This is a genomic window from Epilithonimonas sp., from assembly GCF_032055105.1.
Taxonomy (GTDB): domain Bacteria; phylum Bacteroidota; class Bacteroidia; order Flavobacteriales; family Weeksellaceae; genus Epilithonimonas.
In genome coordinates this window covers 21,118-46,678 of record NZ_DAMBRK010000013.1, presented here as the reverse complement: position 1 = coordinate 46,678, position 25,561 = coordinate 21,118, and the positions used below count along the sequence as shown (strand labels likewise).

Sequence of the window (25,561 nt, the reverse complement as noted above, 5' to 3'; positions counted from 1 at the left end):
GTTTTATAGTTTAGTTATAAGGATTTTTGTATGGTCTACTTTGTTCGTTTTTTTTCTGAAATTAATATAATCTGAAACTTTATCTGCTGGAAAAGTTCCTTTCTTCAACATAAATTTTCTCTTCACCAAAAGCTTTTTATCTTGATTGATAAACTCCATAGAAAAACTTCCAAACTCAGAATCTATTTTTACAGGAGCTAATGTTTCGGCAAATTTGTGAGTATCAGGAATCGTATATTCTATCTCATAATCATCCGTAAATCCAAATGGAATCTCTATAGGAAGTTTTCTATCTGTGCTTTCCAAATGAAAATCGGAGTCTAAAAATGGAATTGCACGAAAATAAATATCAGATCCCAAGGACTTAGAATAATTATTCGCTTTGAAGTTCAGATCAAAATTAATCTTCGCATCATTTCTGTCATTAGTCAAATTAGTCAAATCAATGCTGGAAAACTGAAGATAATCGTAACGTCTTTTCAGTGCGTCTTTCTGTTCTGTTGGAGAAAGAGAAATCAAAGGCAAAAACATATCGTACATTCCTCCAGAAAAATTAAAACTAGATGCTATATCCAATGTATTATCTGCAGAGATATTGGCTTTGATTCTCAACACTTCCTTATTGTTTTCTGATAATGATTTCGGCGTATCTATAAGTTCTGCGGAATCATCTTTTACCATTATCACATTCCTGTCCATCGTTCCATAGCTCAAATGATTAAAAGCTATCTTTTGAGAAGTATTCTCTAGCCAGATATTTCCATTTTCGGTTGGTACACAAAGTATCACGTGATTTCCATCCATCTTAGGAAAATCTTTATCAAAAATCTTAGCTGTTTTATCACTATAAATCACCGAATAATAAGAAGGAATCCCAGCAGCTTTTAGCAGAACGCGCATATAATTGGTCAAAGCTTTGCAATCGCCATAGCCTTTTTTTCTAACCTCATCAGCTGGCATCGGTTGCCAACCACCAATTCCTATGGCTACAAAAACATAACGCGTCTTGCTTTGCATATATTGGTAAATCTTCTGCACTTTTTCGGAAACAGTTCCTGTAAGATTAAGTGCATTAATCTCTTGTTGAATTTCCGGAGTAATGACAGAAACCGGATCCAATAGACCTTTGTACCAATTCGCAAAACTATTCCAATTGGAAAAATCACCGCAAATCCCTTTGAGACAAGCTCTATCCAAAGCAAATTCTACCTTGGAAACAACGACTCTCTGGTCTGGCGAATAGTTTTCGTCTCTGTAAACAGGAAGGTTTTTGTAAGCCGCTCTTAAGGTATTACCAGATTCCGAGATTTCTGCTTTTCCAAAAGATGCTTCAGTTATTTTTTTACGAAGTTTAATCCCTGACTCATTTTTGAACTCTACACTCCAGTTTTCCACGGAAACATTTTCGTCCATATAAGGTTGTAAAACAGGAAGAAACACAGTATCAGAAGACCTTTCTGTGTAAGAAGTTTCTATTGTATAAGGATAAACCGGATGGATAATTCTCATTCTCAGAGCTCTGTCATCAGAATACAAATAGGAATCATCGGACTGGCTCACGTCATTCAAATCACTTTTTGAATAAGTCTTGATTTGTTTCCCATTCTCATCCAAAACTCTGATTTTGATATCAGAAATTTTGCTGTACTTGTCGTAAGGAATGTAAACATAAGAACCGCCTTCACCAGCTTTACTCAATATCGAAATAATAATTTTCTTTTTTAATTCGATATTATTTTCAGCTTTGATGATATATTCTGAACTGTTGTTACGAACCACATAGTTCGCATCTTTCTTCAGTTCTTCCGGAATCTCTGAGACAGCATAATTCTGTGAAAATGTCTTGACCGACATTAACACCAATAGGGTTATTAGTTTTTTCATTGATTTTCAGGAATTATTTCTCAGCAGCAGGATCAAAAACCCTTTGTGCTAATTCTTGGTCAAATAGATATAAAGCAGAAGGATTATCAGAAACCATTTTGATTTTTGTAACATACTGAGATGCATTAGCTTCCTCCTCTACTTGCTCATTGATGAACCATTGCAAGAATGATGTTGTTGCAAAATCACTTTCATCATTAGCATTTTTAACGATATTGAAAATACTTTTCGTAACGATTTTTTCGTGCTCCAAAGCTTTTTCAAAAATATCTATTGCGCTTTCAAATTCGTGTGGTGGTTTTGGAATTTCGCCAATCACGATTTCTCCACCAACGTCATTCAAATAATCAAACATTTTATCTGCGTGCATCAATTCCTCTTTGCTCTGAACTCGGAAATAATTGGCAATCCCATCAAGGTCTTTGCTGGAAAACCAAGCAGACATCGATAGATAATAATGTGCAGCGTATTGTTCTTTTGTGATTTGCTCATTAATAAGCTTAGCAATTTTATCAGTAACCATAACTTTATTTATTATTTTATGAAATTTTAACTTTAATTTTCAAATATAAAAAAAGAGCCGTTAAAAATATAACGACTCTTTCTGAAATTAATCACTAACTAAAAACTTATTTCACAATTGCTGAATTAGCACTTTTTCTATCTTGGAATTTCTCCTTTCTTTCTGCCATTTTTTTAGCTTTCAACTCTTGGAATTTTTTGTATTGTTCCGGTGTTAAGATTTTCTGCATTTCTGCTTCATTCTCTTTCATCTTCTGCATTCTGTCTTCTTTTTTAGCCGTCATTTCAGCTTTTCTTTCTGCAGCTTTGGACTCGTGTAAAGCTTTTAATTGAGCCACTTGAGCATCAGTAAGATTAAGTTCTTGCTTTAATTTTTGAAGATGTTCAGCTTTTTTCTGAGAATGGTCTGCTTTTGCTGTAGTTTGAGCAAATCCGAAAACTCCTAGTCCAAGAAATGCTGCGCTTAAAATTAATTTTTTCATTTTTGATTGATTTTAATATTTATAAATTTTATCTGTTTGTTGGATTTACTATAATTTATAATGTTAAGTTGCTGATATTATAAATTTTTGTTAAATACTTTTATCTGGAAGTGAATCTCATTTCGGAACCTCTGTTTCCGCTTTCAGATTTCGGAGTAGAATTTCTTTGGTTAGAGCGTTCATTACTTCTGTTCTCGATTTTTCTTTCAGAGTTTTGATTTTGTCTGATTCCTCCTTGATTTCTAATATTAGGAGAAGATTGATTTCTGACATTATCAGAATTATTTCCGCTTCTTATTCCTCCAAAATTATTATCTCTTGTCCCTCCGGAATTTCTTATTCCACTATTTTCATTAGTTCTGATTCCTGAGTTTTGCTGATTTCTGATTCCATTATTTTCGGAACCTCGGATTCCTCCCCAATTATTTCCGTTAGAGCCACTTCTTGGATTATCATTTCGGATTCCGTTGTTTCTGGTTGGGTTTATCATTCCTTGATTTCTGACATTTTCTCTAAATCCTTCTCGGAAATTTCCTCGGTTAACTTTGTAGATATTAATATTCACATTTCTGTAAACTGGTCTTACCGGATATCGTCTTGCATAAAAATTAACATTTCTGTTTCTGTAATAGACAAACGGACTTGCGCCACGGAAATAAACATTTTGATACACTACAAAAACTCTTGGCCCAAGGATATTTTGAAGTGCATAAAATCTATCATAATACCATCTGTCCGGGTTCCATCTGTAATAAGAGTTCCAAGCATCATAAGAAGCAAAACGATTGTTAAGAATCATAATCTGATTGATTTGGAAAGGACTCAATCGATATTGAACAAAAAACTGATTCCAGTTTACAGAGAAAACTGCATTTCGGTAATCGTTATAATAACCTTGATAATATTGGTCCGGATAATAATCCGTTGGATAGTTGTAATAATAATCGTCCGGATAATCGTAGGAGTCATCATAATATTCGTATCCGTTATAATCGGTTGGATAAGTGTCGTAGTAATCTTGTGCAGAAACTAATCCTCCAAAAATAATAGCAAGTGTTAAAATTATCTTTTTCATTTTCTTTTATTTTAAAAATTAAATTCGAAAATCCATTTTTTCCTTGAAATGAAACTTTCTATCTTTTGGATATTGACGGATAATAAAAGTTAAACGAAAATTTAGATTTCGAATTAAAATTCAATTCAAAAATCAAATTTACATCTGATAATCAGCCTAATAATTTTCAACAAAAAAGCCTTTCAAAAAATTTGAAAGGCTTTAAAATTTATTTTTTCGGATTAAAATCGGTCACTGTTTTCAACCCAACTTGCAATTTTTTGATTGAATCTGTCTTTGGTTTTCAAATCTTCCAATTTCAGGTGCATTCTGTATCGCCAATAGTGTGGGAAAACTGCTGGATTGTTGATTCTCTCCTCATCCATATTCGGATTCATCAATTCTTCGTCAGTTGCTAAAAATTCCTGAATAGGGAAAATCGCCAACATTGCATCCGTATAAAGATGCTGTTTCATTATCATTTCTGACAATTCCGGAGCCAAATCCCAAGGCGCAGTTCCATATTGCCCTAATTGATTATTAAAATATTTCTGAGTCAGATTTCTGTCCTCGTGCCACCATTGTCTCAGTGTAGAACTGTCGTGAGAAGATGCGGTTACAACATTCAGGTAACTTGCATTTTTCGGGTCGTACCAAGCGATATTTTCAGAAGGCATTCTTTGAACTTTCAAAGCGGTAATCGCCAACTTATCCATCACAACAGGAACCGAATCCGGAACCAATCCCAAATCTTCACCACAAATCAACATCGTTGTAGAATTCAGTAAAGCCGGTAATTTTTCCATTGCTTTCTGATACCAAAGTCCGTCCTGACGTTTGAAGAAATAATCGTTATAAACATCATTCAGTTTTGCTTTTTCCCAATCTGGAAGATATTTGTAAGAAGTCGTTTTTGCAATATTAAATCTCGGATGATAAACGATTCCATTCTCAGTTTCTTCAGTTAAGAATAGAACATTTCCTGCTAGAGAAATTAATTTTTCTTCTGCCCAATCCCAAGATTCTTTCTTGAAATAATCAGTTAATTTTCTCTGCGTATCAAATTCCGGTTTGAAAGTAATTGTTCCATTATGAGTATCAAAAAAATGATTCTGAACTTTTTCTTTCACATCACCGAAGTTCTCCCAAAGAATCGGGTCATTCACAAACGGTTTCACATAACGGTCAAAGCTAAATGGAATCTGTCTGTCTGCAAACTCTTTCTCAGTCACAGGAAGCGCAGGATAAAAATACCCCAACAATCCTTGAGTCGCAGAAATCGGCATTCTCCAGATTCTGAAAAATCCAAGAATATGGTCGATTCTCATTGCATCAAAATATTGTTCTAAGACTTTGAAACGTTTTTTCCACCATTGGTAACCGTCCGCTTTCATCACTTCCCAATTGTATGTCGGGAACTCCCAGTTTTGTCCCAAATCCGAGAATTGGTCTGGCGGTGCACCAGCTTGAAAATCCATTCCGAATAATTCCGGTTCTGTCCAAGCTTCTACAGAATATCGATAAATCCCAATCGGTAAATCTCCTTTTACGGAAATCCCGAGTTTGTGAAGATATTCTACAGCTTCTTGAAGTTGCAAATGTAGTTGATACTGTACCCAAGCGTGAAGCATTAATTGAGAATACTCTTTATGTTTTGGAGAATAAAGTGTCGCTACTTTTCCTGCAACATATTTTTTATGAGTCTTCCATTCATTAAAGTTGGGCGTTTTGTATTTGTCTCTCAAAACACAAAATGCAGAATAAGGCATCAGCCATTCTTCGTTATCTTTAATGAATTTTTTGAAGTTTTTATCTTTAAGAATTGCGTCTTGATTTCCCTCGAAAACAGCCGTTGCATATTTCCATTTTCCTGAAATCATCTGCTCGTAGTCAATCAAACTCAAAGCATTCAATTCTGCTTTTTTTGCCTGATAATCTTCAATCAAATCTTTCGGCAAAGCATATTCTAATTTCTCAATCGAAAGATATTGCGGATGAAGCGCATAAACCGAAATCGCAGCGTAAGGATAAGAATCTGTCCAAGTGTAATTCGCTGTTGTATCGTTAATCGGCAAAATCTGAATCACAGACAATTTGGTTTCATTAGCCCAATCTCCCAATTTTTTGATATCCGGAAATTCTCCAACACCGAAACCGTCATCAGTTCTCAAAGAAAAAACAGGAACCGCAACACCCGCAGAATGCCAAAGCGTATGATTATCAAATTTAAAATAATGGTCCGCTTTCACATAAAGAATATCCTTGTTTGGATTTCCAAAAACCCAACGATTTTCGTTTGGTTCTATGTAAAAAACTTTGCCGGTATTTTTATCTTTAATCGCGTATTTGTAAAGAATTGTCTGATGAGAATTAATTTCAACGCCGGTTTCCCAAACGCCATAATCTGTTTCACTCAACTCAATAGCTTTTTCGTAATTCCAATTTCCCAAAGCATCCACATTTCCAACAAGAACCAATTGCCAATTTGGATGATAAAGTGGCGCTTCAATTCTGAAAAAATGCGTGTGCTTCTTAACAACCGGTTGTTTCGCAGGCTGAAAACCCAGCAAACGATTATGCAGAATTTTATTGGTTAAATAATTTTCAGGAAAGTTTTTGAGATTCCATTGGTCGAAAATCATAAATTCTTTAAAACTGTTCGGAAGATTGAGCTGGTGGAAAGGAATTTCCTCATCCAAAACTTCCCCATCTTCGCTCACAACAAGATATTTGTAAAGAATTGATTTAGAAAAATAATCTAATTCGGTGATCCAATTGTTATTTTCGGAATAGCTTAAGTCGTAGTCTCGATGTTCGTTTTTGTCGTCAAATAGGCGCAAAACGAGTCGCTGGCCAACTTTTGTTCCGAAGTTAACACTAAAGTATAGTTTCATTTATTAAGGTCTATTAATATTGACGCAATTTAATGATTTATTGAATTATAAATAATATTCCTGTAAAAAAATCATTTTTTACCAATTTTTTCCAGATATGCACCGATATGATTATCCAAAGAAACTGTAAGTCCGCCAATATTTTTAGCTTTCATATACATCAGAACTTTTTCATCTTTTAAGGAAAACATCAGAAAATCATTGAACTTTTCAGGCGAAATTCCTGCTTCTGCAAAATATTCTAAGTCAATATTATTTTGAATCCAAGCCAAACCTTCCTGCAAATCTTCATATTTATAAAGTCTTCTTAATCGTCTGGATTTTCCGCTAAGAACGTCATAAATTGCTTGAAAATTCACCATTGGAGGAATTCTTATCAAAGGTTTCACAATATCATCAACTGCATCGGCAGGTTTTTCGCGAGGTTTCTCAGGTCCTTTTGGAAGCCCAATATCCGTTCTGAGTTTTTCTTCCTGAGATTCTGCAAGTCTTTTATTGATGATTTTAACTTCTTCTATCTCTTCCGGAATTTTAGTCAATCGAATGGTCAGGTAATAATCATTGTTGACTATTACTTTTTCACGTTCATAGTTTTCTCTTACAAAACGTAATTCATCACCATTTTTAGCACTGATTGAAAACTCGCCCAACTCATTACTATAAACTTTTTGGTCGGAAGCCATATTGACAATCAGAGTTTTTGGAAGTCGCGCACTTTCATCAGAAACTACAACACCTGAAATCGTCTGAGAGTTGATTGATATTGAGATGATGAGAAAGTAAAAGAGTATAAATCTTTTCAAATGGTTGTAATTTTCTTCAAAAATAGTTTTTTATTGAAACAAAAAATACGGTTTAACTTTCGTTAACCGTATTTCTTAATATTTATGATTAATTTTAATTAAATCAACTGATAAGTTGTTCCTTCACGTCCGTCTTTCAGCTCAATACCTTTTTCAAGAAGCTGATCACGGATCTGGTCAGACAATTCCCAATTTTTAGATTTTCTTGCTTGATTTCTCAAATCGATTAAAACCTGTAATGTCTGGTCAAGCTTATCATTATTAGATTCTTCAATTGTTTCTAATCCTAAAACGTCAAACACAATAGCATTCAGGAATTGTTTTAAATCTTCATAATCCTCCGTAGAAATACTTTCTTTACCTAGTTTCGAAGCTGAAATAAACTTCACTGCTTCAAACAAATGAGAAATCAAGATTGGGCTATTGAAATCATCGTTCAAAGCTTCCAGAACTTTTTCTTTCCAATTTTTATAATCAAAAGAAGAAGTTTCTACACCTTCAACTTGAACTTGCGTATTAAGGATTTTAACCGCTTCCATCAATCGATTGAAACCTTTTTCACTTGCCAACATTGCATCATTAGAAATATCCAAAACACTTCTGTAATGCGCCTGTAAAAAGCAAAATCTCAAAACGCTTGGATGAAAAGATTTCTCAAAGAAATCATTATTTCCAGTAATCAATTCCATTGGAAGAATATAATTACCTGTTGATTTACTCATTCTTTGTCCATTCATCGTCAACATATTAGCGTGCATCCAATATTTTACTGGTTCTGTACCATTGCAAGCTTTTCCTTGAGCGATTTCACATTCGTGATGTGGGAATTTCAAATCCATTCCACCACCGTGAATATCGAATTGATCTCCCAAATATTTGGTACTCATTGCAGTACATTCGAGATGCCAGCCCGGAAAACCTTCTCCCCAAGGCGACGGCCATTTCATAATATGTTCCGGCGATGCTTTTTTCCAAAGTGCAAAATCTTGTGGATTTTTTTTCTCACCTTGTCCATCCAAATCTCTTGTATTAGCGAATAATTCCTCTATATTTCTTCTGGAAAGTTCTCCATAATTAAGTCCTCTCGCATTGTATTCTAAAACATCGAAATAAACTGAGCCATTGCTTTCGTAAGCAAAACCTTTTTCAACCAAAAGTTTCGTTAGTTCTAATTGTTCGATGATATGACCAGTTGCAGTCGGCTCAATTGTTGGCGGAAGCAAATTGAATTTCTTCAAAACATCGTGAAAATCGACGGTATATTTCTGAACGATTTCCATCGGTTCTAATTTTTCCAGTCTGGATTGTTTGATGAATCTGTCATTATTGATATCGCCATCATCCGTGAGATGTCCAGCATCAGTAATATTTCTGACATATCTAACTTTGTATCCAAGAAACTGAAGGCTTCTGTAAATAAAATCGAAAGACAAAAAAGTTCTCACATTTCCAAGATGCACATTGCTGTAAACCGTCGGTCCACAAACGTACATCCCGATATTACCTTCTAATATTGGTTTGAAAACTTCTTTTTCGCCTGAAAGCGAGTTGTATATTTTTAGTTGCATTGTTTTAATTAATGATTAATTATAATTGATAAATGATTTAAAATATGCTTCGAGAACCTCAGCATGACAAGAGTAATCAACAACAAAAAATTGTTGCAATGAAGATTTTATGAGATTGTTTTTTAAATTTTATCATTATTAATCTAATTTCATATGGGTTCCTACATAATGCAAGAATTCTCTTCTTGTTGTAGGATTTTTACGGAAAATACCGCTCAATTCTGCTGTGATTGTAGAACTTGCTGTGTCTTTTATTCCTCTACAATTGACGCAAAGATGTTTTGCATCAATAATACAAGCAACATTTTCCGTTCCTAAAGCTTCTTTCATCGCTTCAACAATTTGCATAGTCAAACGCTCCTGAACCTGCGGACGTTTTGCATAATAATCCACAATCCTATTAATTTTTGACAAGCCAATCACTTCACCATTAGAAATATAAGCAACGTGTGCCTTTCCGATGATTGGTAAGAAATGATGTTCGCAGAAAGAGTAAACAGTAATGTCTTTCTCTACAAGCATCTGACGATACTTATATTGATTTTTGAAAGTTGAAACTCCTGGTTTGTTTTCAGGAAGAAGACCTCCAAAAATCTCATTCACATACATTTTCGCAACACGCTTTGGAGAATCTTTCAAAGAATCATCGGTCATATCCAATCCCAAAGTTTGCATGATCTCGGCAAAAAGACCTTCGATTTTTTTAATTTTTTCTTCTGGATTGAGTTCAAAAGCATCAGGTCTCAACGGCGTGTGGTCTTTGCCTGTGAACAAGTCATCGTCATTATCAGGAAAATGTTCCATAATATCATTATATAATAAGTCGCAAAAATAAACAAAATTTTGTACCCTATCCAGAGTAAATATAAAGATTTGATTATAAAAAAGATAGATTTAGAACCAGTTTAAAAAACTAAAAAAAAATTGATTTGATTTGAAATTTTATATATTTGCACCAAATTAACATAATTAAAAATAAATACTATGTCAGACATTGCATCAAGAGTAAAAGCTATCATCGCTGATAAGCTTGACGTTGAAGAAACAGAAGTAACTCCAGAAGCTAGCTTCACTAATGATTTAGGAGCTGATTCTTTGGATACTGTAGAACTTATCATGGAGTTCGAAAAAGAATTCAACATCCAAATCCCAGATGACCAAGCAGAAAAAATCACAACTGTTGGTCACGCTATTGCTTACATCGAAGAAGTTGTAAATAAATAATATTATCTAGACAGAAAAAATTTATGGAATTAAAAAGAGTAGTTGTAACCGGTTTTGGCGCCATTACACCAATCGGAAATAATGCGAAAGAATACTGGGAAAACCTAAAAAAGGGAGAGAGCGGAGCTGCTCCTATTACTCTTTTTGATTCCACTAATTTCAAAACTAAGTTTGCAAGCGAGGTAAAAAACTACGACCCTCTTAATTATTTTGATAAAAAAGAGGCGAAGAAGATGGATAGAAATTCTCAATTCGGACAGATTGCCGCAAGAGAAGCTATCGCTCACAGCAGACTTATTGAGGATAATGTGAATAAAGATCGCGTAGGTGTTATCTGGGGATCAGGAATCGGTGGACTGGAAACTTTTGAAACAGAAGTTCTTGGTTTTGCTGAGTCTAATGGAATTCCGAGATTCAACCCTTTCTTTATTCCAAAAATGATTGCAGACATCACACCAGGAAATATTTCTATCGAATATGGTTTCCACGGTCCTAACTACACAACTGTTTCTGCTTGTGCTTCATCTGCCAATGCTTTGATTGACGCTAAAATGCTTATTAACTTAGGTAAAGCTGATGTTATTGTATGTGGAGGATCAGAAGCTGCTGTTACAGCTAGTGGAATGGGTGGTTTCAACGCAATGCATGCACTTTCTACAAGAAATGACGATCCCAAAACAGCTTCAAGACCTTTTGACAAAGACAGAGATGGATTTGTTTTAGGAGAAGGTGCAGGATGTATCATTCTTGAAGAATATGAACACGCAAAACAAAGAGGAGCAACAATCTATGCAGAATTAGCGGGTGGCGGAATGAGTGCAGATGCACATCACATGACTGCTCCACATCCTGAAGGTCTTGGCGCTTATCTGGTAATGAAAAATTGTTTAGAAGATGCTGGTGTAACTGCTGATGAAGTAGATCATATCAATATGCACGGTACATCTACTCCACTAGGAGACATCGCAGAATCTAATGCAATTGCAAAATTATTCGGAGAACACGCATTTGATATTCAGATCAATTCTACAAAATCGATGACTGGTCACCTTTTAGGTGCTGCAGGTGTTATCGAAGCTATTGCTGCTTTACACACGATTATACATGGTATTGTTCCACCAACAATCAATCACTTTTCTGACGATGAAAAAATCGACAGCAGACTTAACTTCACATTCAACACAGCTGTTGAAAAAGATGTTAAAATTGCTATGAGTAACACTTTTGGTTTTGGAGGTCATAATGCTTGTGTTCTTTTCAAAAAAATATAAAATGTTTTTATGGAGTTGAAAAGTTATTTTTCTAAATTCCTTCCAAAAAACAGAGCACAAAAACTTTCGGAAAAAGATATTCTTTTTCGCAAAAACATTTCTAAAATTGTTGGATACGAAATCCATAATTTAGAAATTTTTAAAGAAGCATTTTCATTAAAATCTTCTTCAAAAAGCACGAATAAAAAAAATTACGAACGTCTAGAGTTTTTAGGGGATTCTGTTTTAGGAACCATTATTTCTTGTCATCTTTTTCAGACATATCCAGACGGAAATGAAGGATTTCTCACACAAATGAAATCCAAAATCGTCAATAGGAAGAACCTAAATAAACTAGGAGATGATCTTAAACTAACGAGTCTTTTACAAGCAGACATTAGTCAGACCATTCTAAGTGAAAATATTTCCGGAAATCTTTTGGAAGCCTTGATTGGTGCACTTTATCTTGATATCGATTACGAATTCTGTAAGAAAATAGTTCTTGACAGGATTCTCACGCCTTCGACTATTAATAAGTTGGAGAATAAAATCATTAGCTACAAAGGTCTTTTACTAGAATGGAGTCAGAAAAAAAAGATTCCCATCAAGTATGAAACCTGCGAAGAAATCCAAGCTAATAAAGCTACAGTTTTCCGCTGTCATGTCTGGCTACACAATGAAAAAATTGCCAATGCTGTAGAAACTTCTAAAAAGAAAGCAGAAGAAAAAGCAGCCCAAAGAGCATTTTACGTTTTGAGTAAGAAAGAAAACATTATTGAAAATCAAAAAACAGTATCTTAAACTAGAAGAAGATCTATCGGAGATCAACGTCGGATTGATTAGACTTGCCAAACCAATCCCAGAACACGAATTGTTTTTTTTCATTAATAAAATCAATGCTTTTAAGTTCAAAAGAGTTGATGACATCTTAATAAAAGGCGAATATTTCGACCATTCTTTCTCGCGCTATCAGGCATACGACCAATCTTCAAAAAATTGTTTCAGTTTCATTTCCAACAAATCGATTACATCTGTTGAGAAAAAAGTACAAAATCAACTTTTTTCGGATGAATCGAATGTTAAATTTTTACTAAATCTGCATAGTGATGCGGATTACATCTTGACGAATTCCGATATGTTTGCGGAATTTTCGTTAATTTTGCTTCCGGAAAATTTTGTATTCCAAATTCAAGAATATCCATTGAGTTCTGACGAAGAACTTTATCAATTAATTCAATATTATGAATAAAAACCTAAAAAAAACAAAAATCATTGCAACACTAGGACCAGCATCTTCCAACAAGGAAACGATGATCCAAATGATCCAAGCAGGTGTTGACGTATTCAGAATAAATTTTTCACACGCCGATTACGAATTGGTGTTGAAAAATGTCAATACAATCCGTGAGATCAACAAGGAATATGGCTACTCAGTATCTATTCTTGGAGATCTTCAAGGTCCAAAGCTTAGAGTTGGTGTTGTAAAAGAAGGTTCTTTCCTTAATCCTGGAGATGTTCTTACTTTTACTAATGAAAAGGTTGAAGGTGATTCTACAAAAGTTTATATGACTTATCAACAGTTCCCTCAAGATGTAAAAGTTGGAGAAAGAATCTTGATTGATGATGGAAAATTGGTTTTTGAAGTTATTGAAACAAATAATGTTGATACAGTAAAAGCGAAAACAATCCAAGGTGGACCATTGAGTTCTAAAAAAGGGGTTAACCTTCCTAATACAAACGTATCTCTTCCAGCTCTTACAGAAAAGGATATTGAGGATGCGAACTTTATGTTAGATAACGAGTTTGATTGGATTGCATTATCTTTCGTTCGTCACGCTCAAGACATCATTGATTTGAAAGAATTGATGGCAAAACATCCAACTAACAAAACTAAAACCCCAATCATTGCTAAAATTGAGAAACCAGAAGGTGTCAAAAACATCGATGAAATCTTGATGGAATGCGATTGTCTAATGGTTGCAAGAGGAGATCTAGGTGTGGAAGTTCCTATGGAGCAAGTTCCTGTTATCCAGAAAAACTTGGTAAACAAAGCTAGACTTTATGCAAAACCAGTTATCATTGCGACTCAAATGATGGAAACAATGATTAACAGCTTAACGCCTACAAGAGCGGAAGTAAATGACGTTGCTAACTCTGTTTTAGATGGTGCTGATGCTGTGATGCTTTCTGGAGAAACTTCTGTTGGAAAATATCCTGTAGATGTGATCAAAAATATGGCAAAGATCGTTAAGAATATTGAAAGCACTCCGCTTTATTCAAAACTAAATCACGTTATCGAAGAGAAAATCAACTGTGTAGATGAGCGTTTTATTACAGATAAAGTTTGTCGATCTGCAGTTGATGTTGCAAAATCTACAGGTGCTGAAGCTATTGTAACTTTGACTAGTTCTGGTTACACTGCTTTCCAAATCTCTGCACACAGACCATCTTCTCACATCATTGTTTTCAGTAATAATAAGCGAGTGATTACAATGCTGAATCTTCTTTGGGGTGTAAGAGCTTTCTTCTACGATATGGAAAAATCTACAGACGAAACTGTAATCCAAGTGAATATGTTGACACATAACTACGGATTTGTAGAGCAAGGTGATTTTGTAATCAACTTGAACGCAATGCCAGTTCACAACGGTGGAAAAACCAACACATTGAGATTATCTACAATATAATTTCAAGCTATATAAAAATGAAAGACACCAAATTATTACTTTGGTGTCTTTTTTTATTTTAAATGATTAAATTTAAATCTCTTATTCTTTAATAATTTTCTTAGAAACAACTCCTATTTTAGTTTTTACAGTAATAATGTAAACTGTATTGGGGAATTGATTTAAACTAATAGTTTGAGATTTTGAAGCTTTGCTATTTTCTAATATCAGTTTCCCATTCATATCAAAAAGAGCAATTCTTTCAATATCATTTGGAGCTGTAATATTAATGAAATCTTTCGTTTTTGTTGGATATACTTTCACTTCATCCTTAGTAGAGTTATCCGTAGCCAAAGTTATCTTTTTAGTTCCTGTTGCCACCCAAGCAAAATCCTGAGTCGCAGAATTCCCATCTTGATCAACCAGAGTTCCTTTGTTTGTTACAACCACTTTATAAATCCCATCTGCTACAGGATTATCAATAACAATTTGTTCTACATTATCAACTGTATTATCACCTTTCGTAGCATTGGCATTTGGATCATTAATATCTAATTTCCAAGGATAATAAGTTGTTCCAGAGCCTACTTCTACGACTCTAAGGTCAAGGTCGTTGACAATTCTAGAAGTATGATTATTTTGGAAATCTATATCATCTGTGAATGGCGTGATTGCAGGATCAATCCAAGAAATACTAACTTTCAAAGGCTCATTTCCTGTTGCTTTAATTTCTTTGGTAAAAGAAACTCCTGTAGTCAGATTATTTTTTTCAAGATAGGAATCTTCCGTAAGCTTATTGACCAAGACCTGAGCGGCTTTTTTAGCATCTACCAATCCCCAACCATACCAAACATCAGGACCAGGTCTTCCGGCTTCGTTAGCTGTATGAGTCAGTAAAGCTTTCATCTCATCAGCATTGAAAATAAAACTGTTGTTTCCTGTAATATTTCTTTCAATTTGAGTTAAAGCGCCAGCAATTCCTGTCACCATCGGAGCGGCATAAGAAGTTCCATAATTAACGACATAAAGATTGGTAGCAGTTGGATTGGTAGTTAAAAAATTTGCCATAATCATATCTACTCCTACTGCCGACAAATCAGGCTTTACAGCACCGTCTTTTCTTGGACCAGCACTACTGAAACTGCCTTTTACAACATCACTAGCTTGAGTATATTTATGATTAGTAGTTGTCAATTGATTAACAGCTCCGACAGTAATAATATTCTTAGCCAAAGATCCAAAGTAAATACAGTTATTTCCCTGGCTACAGTTAGCAGGTGGAACCTCATCATTAGCACCAAAAACCACCCAGCTATTAGATGTAAAACTATATCTATACTTTACAGAATTCGCATTGGGTCCTACGTTATAATAATTTCCAGTTGACTTAACTATAATCTGTTGTGGCTGAGAATAGACTATTTTATCAAAGTTATAATCATTACCACCATAAGCCCCTGCATAGGTATCAGTATGGTTCAAATCATAATTCCCGTACCAATAATAAGTATTTGATGAATTTGGTTTATTCCAGCCATAATTGGTTCCGTAGGAATGATTGGAGATATTGAGATCCGGTAAGCTAGACAATTTTTCATAATTATTTCCTAAAGCTGTTGTACCGAACATATAATTATCAACTGTTCCTTGTAGCAAAATTCCTTTTGCATTAGCTTTTGGGTAAGAGACACTAGACTGAGTGAAATCACCTGTAGCCAGTCCGTTTCCTATCAAAACACTATTAACATTGGTCCCGTGATAGTGTTGACTTTGACTTGCATCTTCTTTATTAATTGCTCTTCCAGTTGCAAATTGCTCGTGATTACTTAGAATAAGGCCAGCATCAAAAACTGTTATTTTAATTCCATTACCTGTTACCGGGGATGAGATTCCAGAAACTGTTCCTGCTTGCAACTCATCAATATTTGCAGTCGCATTGGCACTAGTTTCTTCAATAGAATAAAAAACGGGAATCTGACCTGCAGCAAAACCTGCAAGATTCTTTTTAAGGCTGTCTTTTTCTTTTTGAGAATATTTTGCAGTGGATTTTGAAAAATAAGAATCTAATTTATTCTCATTATTTAATCTTTGCTGAGTGAATTCATTTTTAAGTTTTAAGTCTTGAGCATTAGCAAAATAAAAAGTCGCTAAAAAACTTACACTGAATAAAATTTTTTTCATCTTAATAACTTTTTGCAAAGATAAAAAATACTTATTTCATATTAGTTTTAAAAGTGTTAACTATTTATTTTTGAATTTCTTAAATGAATATTCAAAATGGAGTTTTAAATTGGCTACATCTCTATCACTGCAAAAACCATATTTCAAAATATAAAATGTATTGAAGCTTTGAAGAGAATAATACAAAAACGAATTAATTTCGGGAAGTTCAAATCCCATCGAAATAAAATAATTATCTGTCAGATTTTCTCTAATCCACTCCACAAGATCAGGAAGTTTCCATTTATTTTTAATTTCTCCAAAACCAATACCTCCGCTTGTTGGTTGTACAAACTCTCCGGGTTTGGGCTTCAACAATTCTTCGCTTGAAGGTGCTTTGAAATAGACTCTTAAATCGTTATTCAGTGTAACTTTTTTCTTATTTTCATTAAATAGTTTTGAGTCCGAAGCAAGATTTCCAGACAGTTTTTTGTTAACCTCCACTTCTTCGATTTCAATTGCTAATTTTACAATATTAATGAGCAACTCATTATAATTACTAACATTAATTGTCTTACGCTCATAGCCTAATTTAACAAAACGAAGTTCATCTCCAATATTAGCATTAATGCTAAATTGCCCTTGAGAATTAGAATAAGTTTTGTGCTGAGAATTGACATTAATAATCAAAACCTCATTGATAGCAACAGAATCAGATATAATTCTTCCATTAATCTGTTGAGAAAAAATGACGAGCGGAATAAGTAAAAAAGTAATTAATAAAATTTTTTTCAAAGGTTATTTTTTATCAAAATTAATTTTAATTGTTAGTCAATAAAGACTTTTAACCAGGATTAACTTTTTTATGAGGAATTAACAATTTCCACTTTGAAAGCTATTTTTTTATCTTTTTTAAAACACTAACTTTACAAAAATTTCTATGTAGATGTATTTAGTTTTCGATACCGAAACCACTGGTTTACCCAAAAATTTCAACGCTCCACTTTCAGATTCAGACAACTGGCCAAGAATGGTTCAGATTGCTTGGCAAATCCACGATGACAATGGAAACTTAATCGAAAACCAAGATTACATCATCAAACCAGAAGGTTATGACATTCCTTTCAACGCAGCGAGAATCCACGGAATCACAACAAAAATTGCGAATGAAGAAGGTCGTGATTTGCAAGAGATTTTGGAAGAATTTTCTAAAGCTTTGGAAAATGTGAGAGTGGTTTCTGGACACAATGTTGAATTTGATTACAACATTGTTGGTGCAGAATTTTTCAGAAAAAACATCAAAGATAATCTTCAGGAAAAACCAAGAGCTGACACCATGATTCTGGGAACAGATTATTGTAAACTAGAAGGTGGACGTGGCGGAAGATACAAATCTCCAAAGTTAGAAGAACTTTACGAAAAATTATACGGACACAAATTCGACGAAGCTCACAACGCCGCCGCCGACGTAAATGCAACAGCGCAGGTTTTCTTCGAAATGATGAGAATCGGCGTGATTCCAACTGAGGTTTTGAAAATCAGTGATGCTCAATTAAAAGAATTTCAAGCTCTCAATCCAAATCCGATAAAACCTTTCGGAATTATTATCAGAAGGCAAGTCGCAAGTTTCAACAACAAAAAGAAACAGGTTGACATCACCAACATTGATGAGATTGATTTGGGCAAATATTTCCATTTTGATAATCACACTGTATTTTCAACTTTGACGGCAACTACCAATATCAACGACCTTATCACTAAAGCTAAAGAAGAAAACTTCTCGGCTGTCGGGATTGTTGACATCGGAAATATGATGGGTGCTTTCAAGTTTGTTACTGCGGTTGAAGGTTCCAATTCGGTTGTTTCTAAAAAGCATAAAGAATATTTAGCGAAAAAAGCAGAGGCGGAAGAAAAAGGTGAAGCTTTCGATGAAGAAGAACCGGACTCCAGCCAATTGATTCCAATTGTTGGTTCAGAATTTTATATTTCGGACAGATACGAGCAAAAACAATTTACCAAAGATGACCCTGATAGAAGAACGCAGGTTGTTTTGTTGGCGAAGGATTTCAATGGTTATAAAAACTTGGTCAAATTATCAAGTATTGGTTTTCAGAAAGGATTTTATTTTGGTGTTCCGAGAATCAGCAGAGAATTGATAGCTCAGTATAAAGAAGGCTTGATTGCTTTAACATCTGGAATCAACGGCGACATTCCAAGCACGATTTTAAATATTGGAGAACAAAAAGGTGAAGAATTATTCCAGTGGTGGAAAGAGGAATTTGGCGATGATTTTTATGTTCAAATCCAAAATCACAAACTACCAGAAGAAGAGCACTTGAATGAGGTTTTACTGCAGTTTGCCGATAAATACAATGTGAAAATTCTGGCTCAGAACGAGACTTATTATACCAATAAAAGTGATGCCCCAATTCAGGATATTTTAGCTTGCATCAAAGATGGCGAAAAACAATCAACACCTATTGGAAAAGGCTTTGGAAAAAGAAAAGGCTTAACAACCGATGAATATTACATCAAAAATGCAGAAGAACTGAAAGCAGCTTTTCTTGCTTATCCAGACGCTTTTGAAGCTTACGAAGAGTTTTTGGGCAAGTTCAAACCCTACACTTTGAAGCGTGATGTTTTGCTTCCGAAATTTGACATCCCTGCAGAATTTGTTAATCCAGAAGATGACATTGATGGCGGAAAACGAGGCGAAATGGCTTACTTAACACATCTGACTTACGAAGGTGCAAACAGAAGATATAAAGACACAGGAATAACTCCTGAAATTAAAGAACGTTTAGACTTCGAATTGGAAGTTATTGCCAACACAGGTTATCCAGGATATTTCTTGATTGTTCAGGATTTCTGTAACGAGGCTCGAAATATGGGTGTTTGGGTTGGTCCTGGTCGTGGTTCGGCTGCAGGTTCTGCGGTTGCTTATTGTATCGGAATCACCAATGTTGACCCTATTAAATACGACTTACTTTTCGAGAGATTTCTTAATCCAGAAAGGGTTTCGATGCCCGATATTGATATCGATTTTGATGACGAAGGTCGTGATAAAATTATCAAATGGGTAGTTGAAAAATATGGTCAGGAACAAGTGGCGCAGATTATTACTTATTCTGTTTTAGGAGGAAAATCTGCAATTAAAGATGCTGGTCGAGTTCTGGATGTTTCGATTCCGGAAACCAATATGATTGCAAAATTAATTCCACCAAGTCCGGGAATGAACATCGCAAAAGCCTTAACCAAATATGACAAGCTTAAGCCAGAAGACCAACAATTAGTTGATGAAATGAAGGCTATTTTGAGCGACCAAAATGACTCAAGATTTTCAGTTTTAGACAGCGCCAAAAAAATGGAAGGCTGTATCAGAAACACCGGAATTCACGCTTGCGGTGTGATTATCACACCAGAACCTGTAAGTAATCTGGTACCAATTACGATTGCAGCGAAAGATGCAGAGATTTTGGTTTCTCAGTTTGATAACTCAGTGGCAGAAGACGCTGGTCTTTTGAAAATGGATTTCTTGGGATTAAGAACTTTGACCATTATAAAAGACGCGGTAAAGCTCGTGAAAGAACGTCACGGAATTGATATTAATCCAGATGAAATTCCGTTGGATGACGCCAAGACTTATCAATTATTTAAAGAAGGACGAACCATCGGGATTTTCCAATATGAAAGTCCAGGAATGCAAAAATATATGCGAGAACTGAAACCAACCGTATTTGCCGATTTGATTGCAATGAACGCCTTGTATCGTCCTGGTCCAATTAAATATATCCCAAACTTTATTAACAGAAAACACGGAACTGAGGAAATCATTTACGATTTACCAGAACTTGAGGAATATTTGGAAGAAACCTACGGAATTACAGTTTACCAGGAACAGGTAATGCTTTTGTCTCAAAAACTCGCCAATTTTACAAAAGGTGAAGCCGATACTTTGAGAAAGGCGATGGGTAAAAAGCAGATTGATGTCCTTAATAAAATGTATCCGAAATTCATAGAAGGTGGAAGAAAAAATAACCTTAATGAAGAACGATTAGAAAAGATTTGGAATGACTGGAAAGCTTTTGCAGAATATGCCTTCAACAAATCCCACTCTACTTGTTATGCTTGGATTGCTTATCAAACTGCTTACTTAAAAGCCAATTATCCCGCAGAATATATGGCGAGTGTGATGAGCAATAACATCAACAACACAGCTTCCATCACGATGTTTATGGAGGACTGCAAAGCAATTGGCGTTGACGTTCTGGGGCCGGATGTGAATGAATCTCAATATAAATTTTCTGTGAATGAAAAAGGGCAAATCAGATTCGGATTAGGCGCCATCAAAGGTATTGGTGAAGGCCCTAGTGAGGCGATTACGAAGATCCGTGAAAATGGAAGATTCAAAAACATCTATGACTTTTTTGAGAGAGTTCCATCTTCACAGGTTAATAAAAGAGTAGCGGAAAGTTTAGTAATTGCTGGCGCTTTTGACGAATTGGATTCTTATCACAGAGGACAGTATTTTGATATCGACCAAGCCGGAAGAACCAATATCGAAAGACTTTCCAAATATGGGCAAAGTTTTCAAGATAGTAAAAACGAAATGGACAATTCGCTTTTTGCTGATTTTGCTGAGGAAGTTCAAATTGAGCAGCCAAAACTAGCGCCTTGCGCCGAATGGCCAAACATGCATAAACTTAATAAAGAAAAGGAAATCATCGGTTTCTATCTTTCTGCACATCCTTTGGACGAGTTCAAATATCAATTCCAATTTATGCAAGGTGTTTTGTCTAAAAAAGCAGTTTTGGAAGAAAAGAAGGAAGAAATTGTTTTGGAAGAAGTTGCTCCAATTTTAGAAAAAGATAGTTCTCCTGATGAGGAAGTTCCAGACATAGTAGTTTCTGATGACTCTGGGCTTGAGGAAGAAATCGTCGAAGAATCTACGAAAAAGGCAGAACCAAAAGGAAACTTCAATTTTTTGAATCTTGATGAAGTGGAAGCTTTTAAAGATTTGGCTTTCCCTCCAAAAACAGCAGAACTTTTTGAAGAGAAGAAAAGCTGGAAAGACAAAATGAATGAAAAAGACAATACTAAAGAATATACAGTTGCTGGACTGATTACCGAATATCGTGTTGCAGACGGCTTCCGAAGTGGAGAAAAAGTTGCTTTTGTTATGCTGGAAGATTATACTGGTTCTTATTCTTTCCGATTAGGAGATAGAGATTATATGCGATTGAAAGATAAATTAGAAGTTCAAAGATTTGTCATAATGAAAATCAAATACTCGCAAGGAAAAGATGGCCGTGTTTTCGTGAATGTGAATGAAGTTCTGGAGCTGAAGGAAGCGTTTGAAAGATTTGCTAAAAGTTTATCTGTTGTAGTTCCGCTAGATTCTCTTAGAAAATCTGACATCGAGTTCTTCCGAGAAAACATCATTCAAAATCAAGGCGAACAAAAGCTTAATTTCTTTATCAAAAATCCCGAAGACGAATCTGTTTTGGAAGTAGTTTCTATGCAACACAAGATTAATATTAATGAAAATCTATTGGAAGTCATCCATCAGATTAATAATTATGAAGTTTTTCTGAATTAAACATCACGAAAAAGCCAAAAACATGAAAAGTCAAATTATTTTTAATTTGACTTTTTTTATTAAATAAATCAAATAAACCACAAAAATTTAATACAAAAATAATTATAAGACTTTTTTATTTTAAAAAAAACACAAATAACCACAAAATAATTAAAAACTATTATTATATTTGTTTTACAATTAAAATAATTATGAAGAAATTTTTACTCCCTTGCTTAATTGCATTAGGAATGAGCGCAAATGCTCAAACTTACTTTTCGGATAACTTTGATGACGAAGACGTTTCCGACTGGACGCGTATCGACTCTGACGGAGATGGTAGGAACTGGGCAGACATGTTTTTTGTTCCAGATTCAAGCGGTAACCCAACCACTCCCGTTTCGCTTATCTCAAGATCATGGCAGGTTAGCGCACTAACTCCAGACAACTGGATTATCTCTCCCGCTATCAATTTGACAGCCGCTACAGGTACTGTTTCTTTGAATTGGAAAGTTAAATGCGCAGCAGCAGCTTGGGATAACGAGCACTATTCTGTTTATGTAGGAACAGCAAGTGACATAGCTTCTTTACAAGCTTCTAATGTTCAATTCTCAGAAACTTATGACGATCCTAACAATCTTGGAACTCAATATAGCAGAACTCTTGATGTAAGTAGTCTTGCTGGTCAAACAATTTATGTTGCTTTTAGACATCACAATGTAACAGACATGGATTACATCTCAATTGATGATGTTGTCGTAAAATCACCTGAAACTACTGCACCTAGCTGTACAACATTGACAACACCTGCTAATGCAGCAACTGGCGTAGCTAATGTAGGAACAGTACTCAATTGGGCTGCAGCTGCAGGAGCAGAATCTTATGACGTTTATCTGGGAACAACTGCCAATCCTACGACTATAGTAGGCAACTCCACTAGTACAAGCTATACTTTAACAACTTCATTAGCTTCAAACACCACCTATTATTGGAGTGTTGTCCCTAAGAATACAGCAGGCTCTTCAACTGGATGTTCTGTATTCTCATTTACTACAAAAACAGCCACCCCTCCTGGATGCGCAGGCAACGTAACACCTGCCGATGGTGCTACTGTAACAGCTGGTACCGTGCCGTTATCTTGGTCAGCTCCAACCACTGGTGGCGCACCAACTTCCTACGATGTATATTGGGGAACATCAGCAACTGCTTTGACCAAATTAGGAACTACAGCTAACTTAGCAGTTAATATAACCAATGTTACTGTCGGTTCTTACTACTTCCAAATTGTTCCTGTCAACGCAGACGGTGCCGCTACTGGTTGCTCTATCAACAATATCACAGCAATAAATCCTTTTGCCCCATATTGCGGACCATTGACTTACTCTACAGTAGAGCCTATTAGCTATGTTAACATGAAGTACAACACTGCTAATACATCATCAGCCTCAACAACTGGCGCAGCTAGCCACGAAGCTTTCCTTACTAAGGAATTCAAAGTTGAACAAGGTAGTACAACGGATATTAGCGTAAACTCAAATACCGGAGGTGCATTTACACACTATTATTCAGTATTTATTGACTGGAATAATGATGGAGACTTTGCAGATGCAGATGAAAGTCTTTTCACAACTACTGGCAATTTCTTCACAAACAACGCAAGTACCGGTGTTGGAACTACTGGAGTTAAAACCAAAACCTTTAACGTTCCCGCAACTGCAACACTTGGTAAAACTCGTATGAGGGTTAAAGCTTTCTATGCTGGAGCCACACCTTCTGCTACTGCAATAGCAAACATTGCAAACCCTTGTACAAATCCTGCAACTGCAGCGTACGGACAAGCGGAAGATTACACTATAGAAGTTGTTCCTTCTGGCACATTAGCAGTATCAGACATCAACAAAGCAAACATCTCCGTATACCCTAACCCATTCACAGATGTGCTTAACATTTCTAATGTAAAAGGAGTTAAATCAATTTCTGTAAATGACATTTCTGGAAGAGAAGTTAAAACCCTTTCTCCAGCTTCCGAAATTAACCTTTCTAACCTACAATCTGGTTTATATATTGTAAACCTTAAAATGGAAGATGGAAGTGTTAAAACTTTCAAAGCAATAAAAAAATAATTCTTTAAAATTGCAAATACATAAGTCGCTTCGGTCTATAACCGAAGCGACTTTTTTTTACATTATCAACACACTACAATCAATTTATATGTTAATATCATTTTTTAAATAGATAATTTGCACTATATTCGTATCAGTTTTAATAAATTTTTAATATTATGAGAAAAATTCTATTTTCTTGCCTATTGGCAACCGCATCAAGTTTAGCATTTGCACAAAATGTTTTTACTGATAATTTCGAAGCTGCAACCCTAGGCAACTTAGGGACCGACATCACTGGCGTTACACCTGGACAAGGCGGCTGGTACATAACTGCTGCCACTACCGCCTCCAACTCTGCCGCTAGTAATTTCCAAGTAGTAAACAACACTGCAGCTCATGGCAAAGTATTGTCTATTCTCGGGTCTGCGAGTACTGTAGGAACAAAACAAATCAACCAGAATGATAAATTAGTTTCTGTATGGGGAACAAGAACCCCAGGCAATGACATATTAGTATACGAGTTTGATGTTTACAGTGGCCCTACAACAACTTCACAAAACACAGGCAGAATATACTTGTGGGATGGCTCTGCAGCAAATAAATGCGTAATAGGCTTCGCATTGAATATGGCCACAAAGCAACACACTCTAATCGCTTATTCTGACCCAGCTGAAATCAATGGAGGAACTGGAGAAGTCGGAAACTGGGGCTTCACTTTTAACCAAGCATTAAGTGCAGATACTTGGTACAAAGTTGGACTCGCTTGGGATTCTGTAACTGGTGAGATTGCTTACAAAATTGTCAACGAAGATACAGGTGCTATAATTCTAGATGAGTTCTATCAAGGTGCTGGCGTTGGCGCAACCCCAAATCTAGCTAATATACAAGTGCAAGCTGTTCCAAATACAACCGTTACAGCTAACACAGTTGCCGCAACAGTATTGTTTGACAACATCTCACTAAAAGCCACTAATACTATTGATCTTTTAGCAGTTAATGACGTAGTAAATACAAAAACTAATATTGGAATCTATCCTAATCCTACTACAGATTTCTTAAAATTTGATACCAATGCAAAAATCGATGCGGTTCAAGTTTTTGATATCTCTGGAAAAGCCGTAAATGCACAACTCATAGACAACCAAGTAGATGTTAGAAATCTACAAAACGGAGTTTATCTATTGAAAACAACTACTGCAGAAGGAACTTCTTCTCAGAAATTTATCAAAAAGTAACGTTTTAGAATTATTCTAATATTCAATCCCACTCAGTTGAGTGGGATTTTTTTATACTAAAAAAAAGCTTAACTAATTGTAAAACATTAAATATCTATAATGTATTTACCATCCTACAAAACCCTTAAATTATTAA

The 25,561-nt window shown here is 35.2% G+C and carries 18 protein-coding genes; 8 read left to right on the top strand and 10 right to left on the bottom strand.

Translation table 11 applies throughout. From position 1 onward, the window contains the following. Positions 1 to 3 precede the first annotated feature (3 nt). The 8 genes from RTY06_RS11690 to folE all read right to left on the bottom strand — a co-directional run bounded on the left by RTY06_RS11690 (position 4) and on the right by folE (position 10,011). Positions 4 to 1,884, bottom strand: a complete 1,881-nt coding sequence (locus tag RTY06_RS11690) for a DUF3857 domain-containing protein (RefSeq protein WP_312825067.1) — start codon at positions 1,882 to 1,884, stop codon at positions 4 to 6. 13 nt (positions 1,885 to 1,897) lie between these two features. Then, a complete protein-coding gene (locus RTY06_RS11685; RefSeq protein WP_312825066.1) occupies positions 1,898 to 2,407 on the bottom strand; it encodes a ferritin in 510 nt (169 codons plus the stop codon). A gap of 106 nt (positions 2,408 to 2,513) precedes the next feature. Continuing rightward, positions 2,514 to 2,888 (bottom strand): Spy/CpxP family protein refolding chaperone, encoded by a 375-nt coding sequence (locus RTY06_RS11680; RefSeq protein WP_312825065.1) that lies wholly within the window; start codon positions 2,886 to 2,888, stop codon positions 2,514 to 2,516. Between the two features lie 100 nt (positions 2,889 to 2,988). Next, positions 2,989 to 3,963: a hypothetical protein gene (locus RTY06_RS11675; RefSeq protein WP_312825064.1), complete on the bottom strand. Its 975-nt coding sequence runs from the start codon at positions 3,961 to 3,963 to the stop codon at positions 2,989 to 2,991. 221 nt (positions 3,964 to 4,184) lie between these two features. Continuing rightward, positions 4,185 to 6,836, bottom strand: coding sequence for a 4-alpha-glucanotransferase (locus tag RTY06_RS11670; RefSeq protein ID WP_312825063.1), 2,652 nt, complete (start codon positions 6,834 to 6,836; stop codon positions 4,185 to 4,187). A gap of 71 nt (positions 6,837 to 6,907) precedes the next feature. After that, the gene (locus tag RTY06_RS11665) at positions 6,908 to 7,639 is read right to left on the bottom strand and encodes a hypothetical protein (protein ID WP_312825062.1); all 732 of its coding nucleotides are present in this window, start codon (positions 7,637 to 7,639) and stop codon (positions 6,908 to 6,910) included. A 98-nt stretch (positions 7,640 to 7,737) separates the two neighbouring features. Next, the gene (gene cysS, locus RTY06_RS11660) at positions 7,738 to 9,207 is read right to left on the bottom strand and encodes a cysteine--tRNA ligase (RefSeq protein WP_312825061.1); all 1,470 of its coding nucleotides are present in this window, start codon (positions 9,205 to 9,207) and stop codon (positions 7,738 to 7,740) included. Positions 9,208 to 9,345: 138 nt separating this feature from the next. Beyond that, positions 9,346 to 10,011, bottom strand: a complete 666-nt coding sequence (gene folE / locus RTY06_RS11655) for a GTP cyclohydrolase I FolE (protein ID WP_312825059.1) — start codon at positions 10,009 to 10,011, stop codon at positions 9,346 to 9,348. 180 nt (positions 10,012 to 10,191) lie between these two features. Between folE and RTY06_RS11650 the strand changes: the two genes are divergently transcribed. Genes RTY06_RS11650 through pyk form a run of 5 tightly spaced genes read left to right on the top strand, consistent with a single transcriptional unit; the run spans position 10,192 to position 14,368 of the window. Continuing rightward, positions 10,192 to 10,431 (top strand): acyl carrier protein, encoded by a 240-nt coding sequence (locus RTY06_RS11650; protein ID WP_002976354.1) that lies wholly within the window; start codon positions 10,192 to 10,194, stop codon positions 10,429 to 10,431. 23 nt (positions 10,432 to 10,454) lie between these two features. Then, positions 10,455 to 11,702, top strand: coding sequence for a beta-ketoacyl-ACP synthase II (gene fabF, locus RTY06_RS11645; protein WP_312825057.1), 1,248 nt, complete (start codon positions 10,455 to 10,457; stop codon positions 11,700 to 11,702). Positions 11,703 to 11,711: 9 nt separating this feature from the next. After that, on the top strand, positions 11,712 to 12,482 hold the full coding sequence (gene rnc / locus RTY06_RS11640) for a ribonuclease III (RefSeq protein ID WP_312825055.1): 771 nt from the start codon (positions 11,712 to 11,714) through the stop codon (positions 12,480 to 12,482). After that, positions 12,457 to 12,930 carry an IPExxxVDY family protein gene (locus tag RTY06_RS11635; protein WP_312825053.1) on the top strand — a complete coding sequence of 158 codons (474 nt, stop codon included), beginning with the start codon at positions 12,457 to 12,459 and terminating at the stop codon, positions 12,928 to 12,930. The genes rnc and RTY06_RS11635 overlap by 26 nt, the downstream gene beginning before the upstream one ends. Beyond that, positions 12,923 to 14,368 (top strand): pyruvate kinase, encoded by a 1,446-nt coding sequence (gene pyk / locus RTY06_RS11630; protein WP_312825051.1) that lies wholly within the window; start codon positions 12,923 to 12,925, stop codon positions 14,366 to 14,368. Before RTY06_RS11635 ends, pyk begins: the two co-directional genes overlap by 8 nt. An 81-nt stretch (positions 14,369 to 14,449) precedes the next feature. On the opposite strand, the gene RTY06_RS11625 is transcribed toward pyk, so the two are convergent. Then, a complete protein-coding gene (locus tag RTY06_RS11625) occupies positions 14,450 to 16,528 on the bottom strand; it encodes a S8 family peptidase (RefSeq protein WP_312825050.1) in 2,079 nt (692 codons plus the stop codon). A 60-nt stretch (positions 16,529 to 16,588) separates the two neighbouring features. Next, positions 16,589 to 17,302: a hypothetical protein gene (locus RTY06_RS11620; protein ID WP_312825049.1), complete on the bottom strand. Its 714-nt coding sequence runs from the start codon at positions 17,300 to 17,302 to the stop codon at positions 16,589 to 16,591. Positions 17,303 to 17,453: 151 nt separating this feature from the next. Here RTY06_RS11620 and dnaE point away from each other — a divergent pair, with 151 nt between their 5' ends. From dnaE to RTY06_RS11605, 3 genes are all read left to right on the top strand, one after another. Further along, on the top strand, positions 17,454 to 22,106 hold the full coding sequence (dnaE, locus tag RTY06_RS11615) for a DNA polymerase III subunit alpha (RefSeq protein ID WP_312825048.1): 4,653 nt from the start codon (positions 17,454 to 17,456) through the stop codon (positions 22,104 to 22,106). 191 nt (positions 22,107 to 22,297) lie between these two features. Beyond that, positions 22,298 to 24,208 (top strand): T9SS-dependent choice-of-anchor J family protein, encoded by a 1,911-nt coding sequence (locus tag RTY06_RS11610; RefSeq protein WP_312825047.1) that lies wholly within the window; start codon positions 22,298 to 22,300, stop codon positions 24,206 to 24,208. Positions 24,209 to 24,366: 158 nt separating this feature from the next. Beyond that, positions 24,367 to 25,425, top strand: a complete 1,059-nt coding sequence (locus RTY06_RS11605; protein ID WP_312825045.1) for a T9SS type A sorting domain-containing protein — start codon at positions 24,367 to 24,369, stop codon at positions 25,423 to 25,425. Positions 25,426 to 25,561: the final 136 nt, after the last annotated feature.

Bases quoted from the DNA above. Each gene is read 5' to 3' on its own strand.
- pyk (WP_312825051.1), top strand. From the start codon at position 12,923: ATGAATAAAAACCTAAAAAAAACAAAAATCATTGCAACACTAGGACCA.
- RTY06_RS11680 (WP_312825065.1), bottom strand. From the start codon at position 2,888: ATGAAAAAATTAATTTTAAGCGCAGCATTTCTTGGACTAGGAGTTTTC.
- RTY06_RS11690 (WP_312825067.1), bottom strand. From the start codon at position 1,884: ATGAAAAAACTAATAACCCTATTGGTGTTAATGTCGGTCAAGACATTT.
- RTY06_RS11625 (WP_312825050.1), bottom strand. From the start codon at position 16,528: ATGAAAAAAATTTTATTCAGTGTAAGTTTTTTAGCGACTTTTTATTTT.
- RTY06_RS11675 (WP_312825064.1), bottom strand. From the start codon at position 3,963: ATGAAAAAGATAATTTTAACACTTGCTATTATTTTTGGAGGATTAGTT.
- RTY06_RS11670 (WP_312825063.1), bottom strand. From the start codon at position 6,836: ATGAAACTATACTTTAGTGTTAACTTCGGAACAAAAGTTGGCCAGCGA.
- folE (WP_312825059.1), bottom strand. From the start codon at position 10,011: ATGGAACATTTTCCTGATAATGACGATGACTTGTTCACAGGCAAAGAC.
- rnc (WP_312825055.1), top strand. From the start codon at position 11,712: ATGGAGTTGAAAAGTTATTTTTCTAAATTCCTTCCAAAAAACAGAGCA.
- dnaE (WP_312825048.1), top strand. From the start codon at position 17,454: ATGTATTTAGTTTTCGATACCGAAACCACTGGTTTACCCAAAAATTTC.
- cysS (WP_312825061.1), bottom strand. From the start codon at position 9,207: ATGCAACTAAAAATATACAACTCGCTTTCAGGCGAAAAAGAAGTTTTC.
- RTY06_RS11650 (WP_002976354.1), top strand. From the start codon at position 10,192: ATGTCAGACATTGCATCAAGAGTAAAAGCTATCATCGCTGATAAGCTT.
- RTY06_RS11605 (WP_312825045.1), top strand. From the start codon at position 24,367: ATGAGAAAAATTCTATTTTCTTGCCTATTGGCAACCGCATCAAGTTTA.
- RTY06_RS11610 (WP_312825047.1), top strand. From the start codon at position 22,298: ATGAAGAAATTTTTACTCCCTTGCTTAATTGCATTAGGAATGAGCGCA.
- fabF (WP_312825057.1), top strand. From the start codon at position 10,455: ATGGAATTAAAAAGAGTAGTTGTAACCGGTTTTGGCGCCATTACACCA.
- RTY06_RS11685 (WP_312825066.1), bottom strand. From the start codon at position 2,407: ATGGTTACTGATAAAATTGCTAAGCTTATTAATGAGCAAATCACAAAA.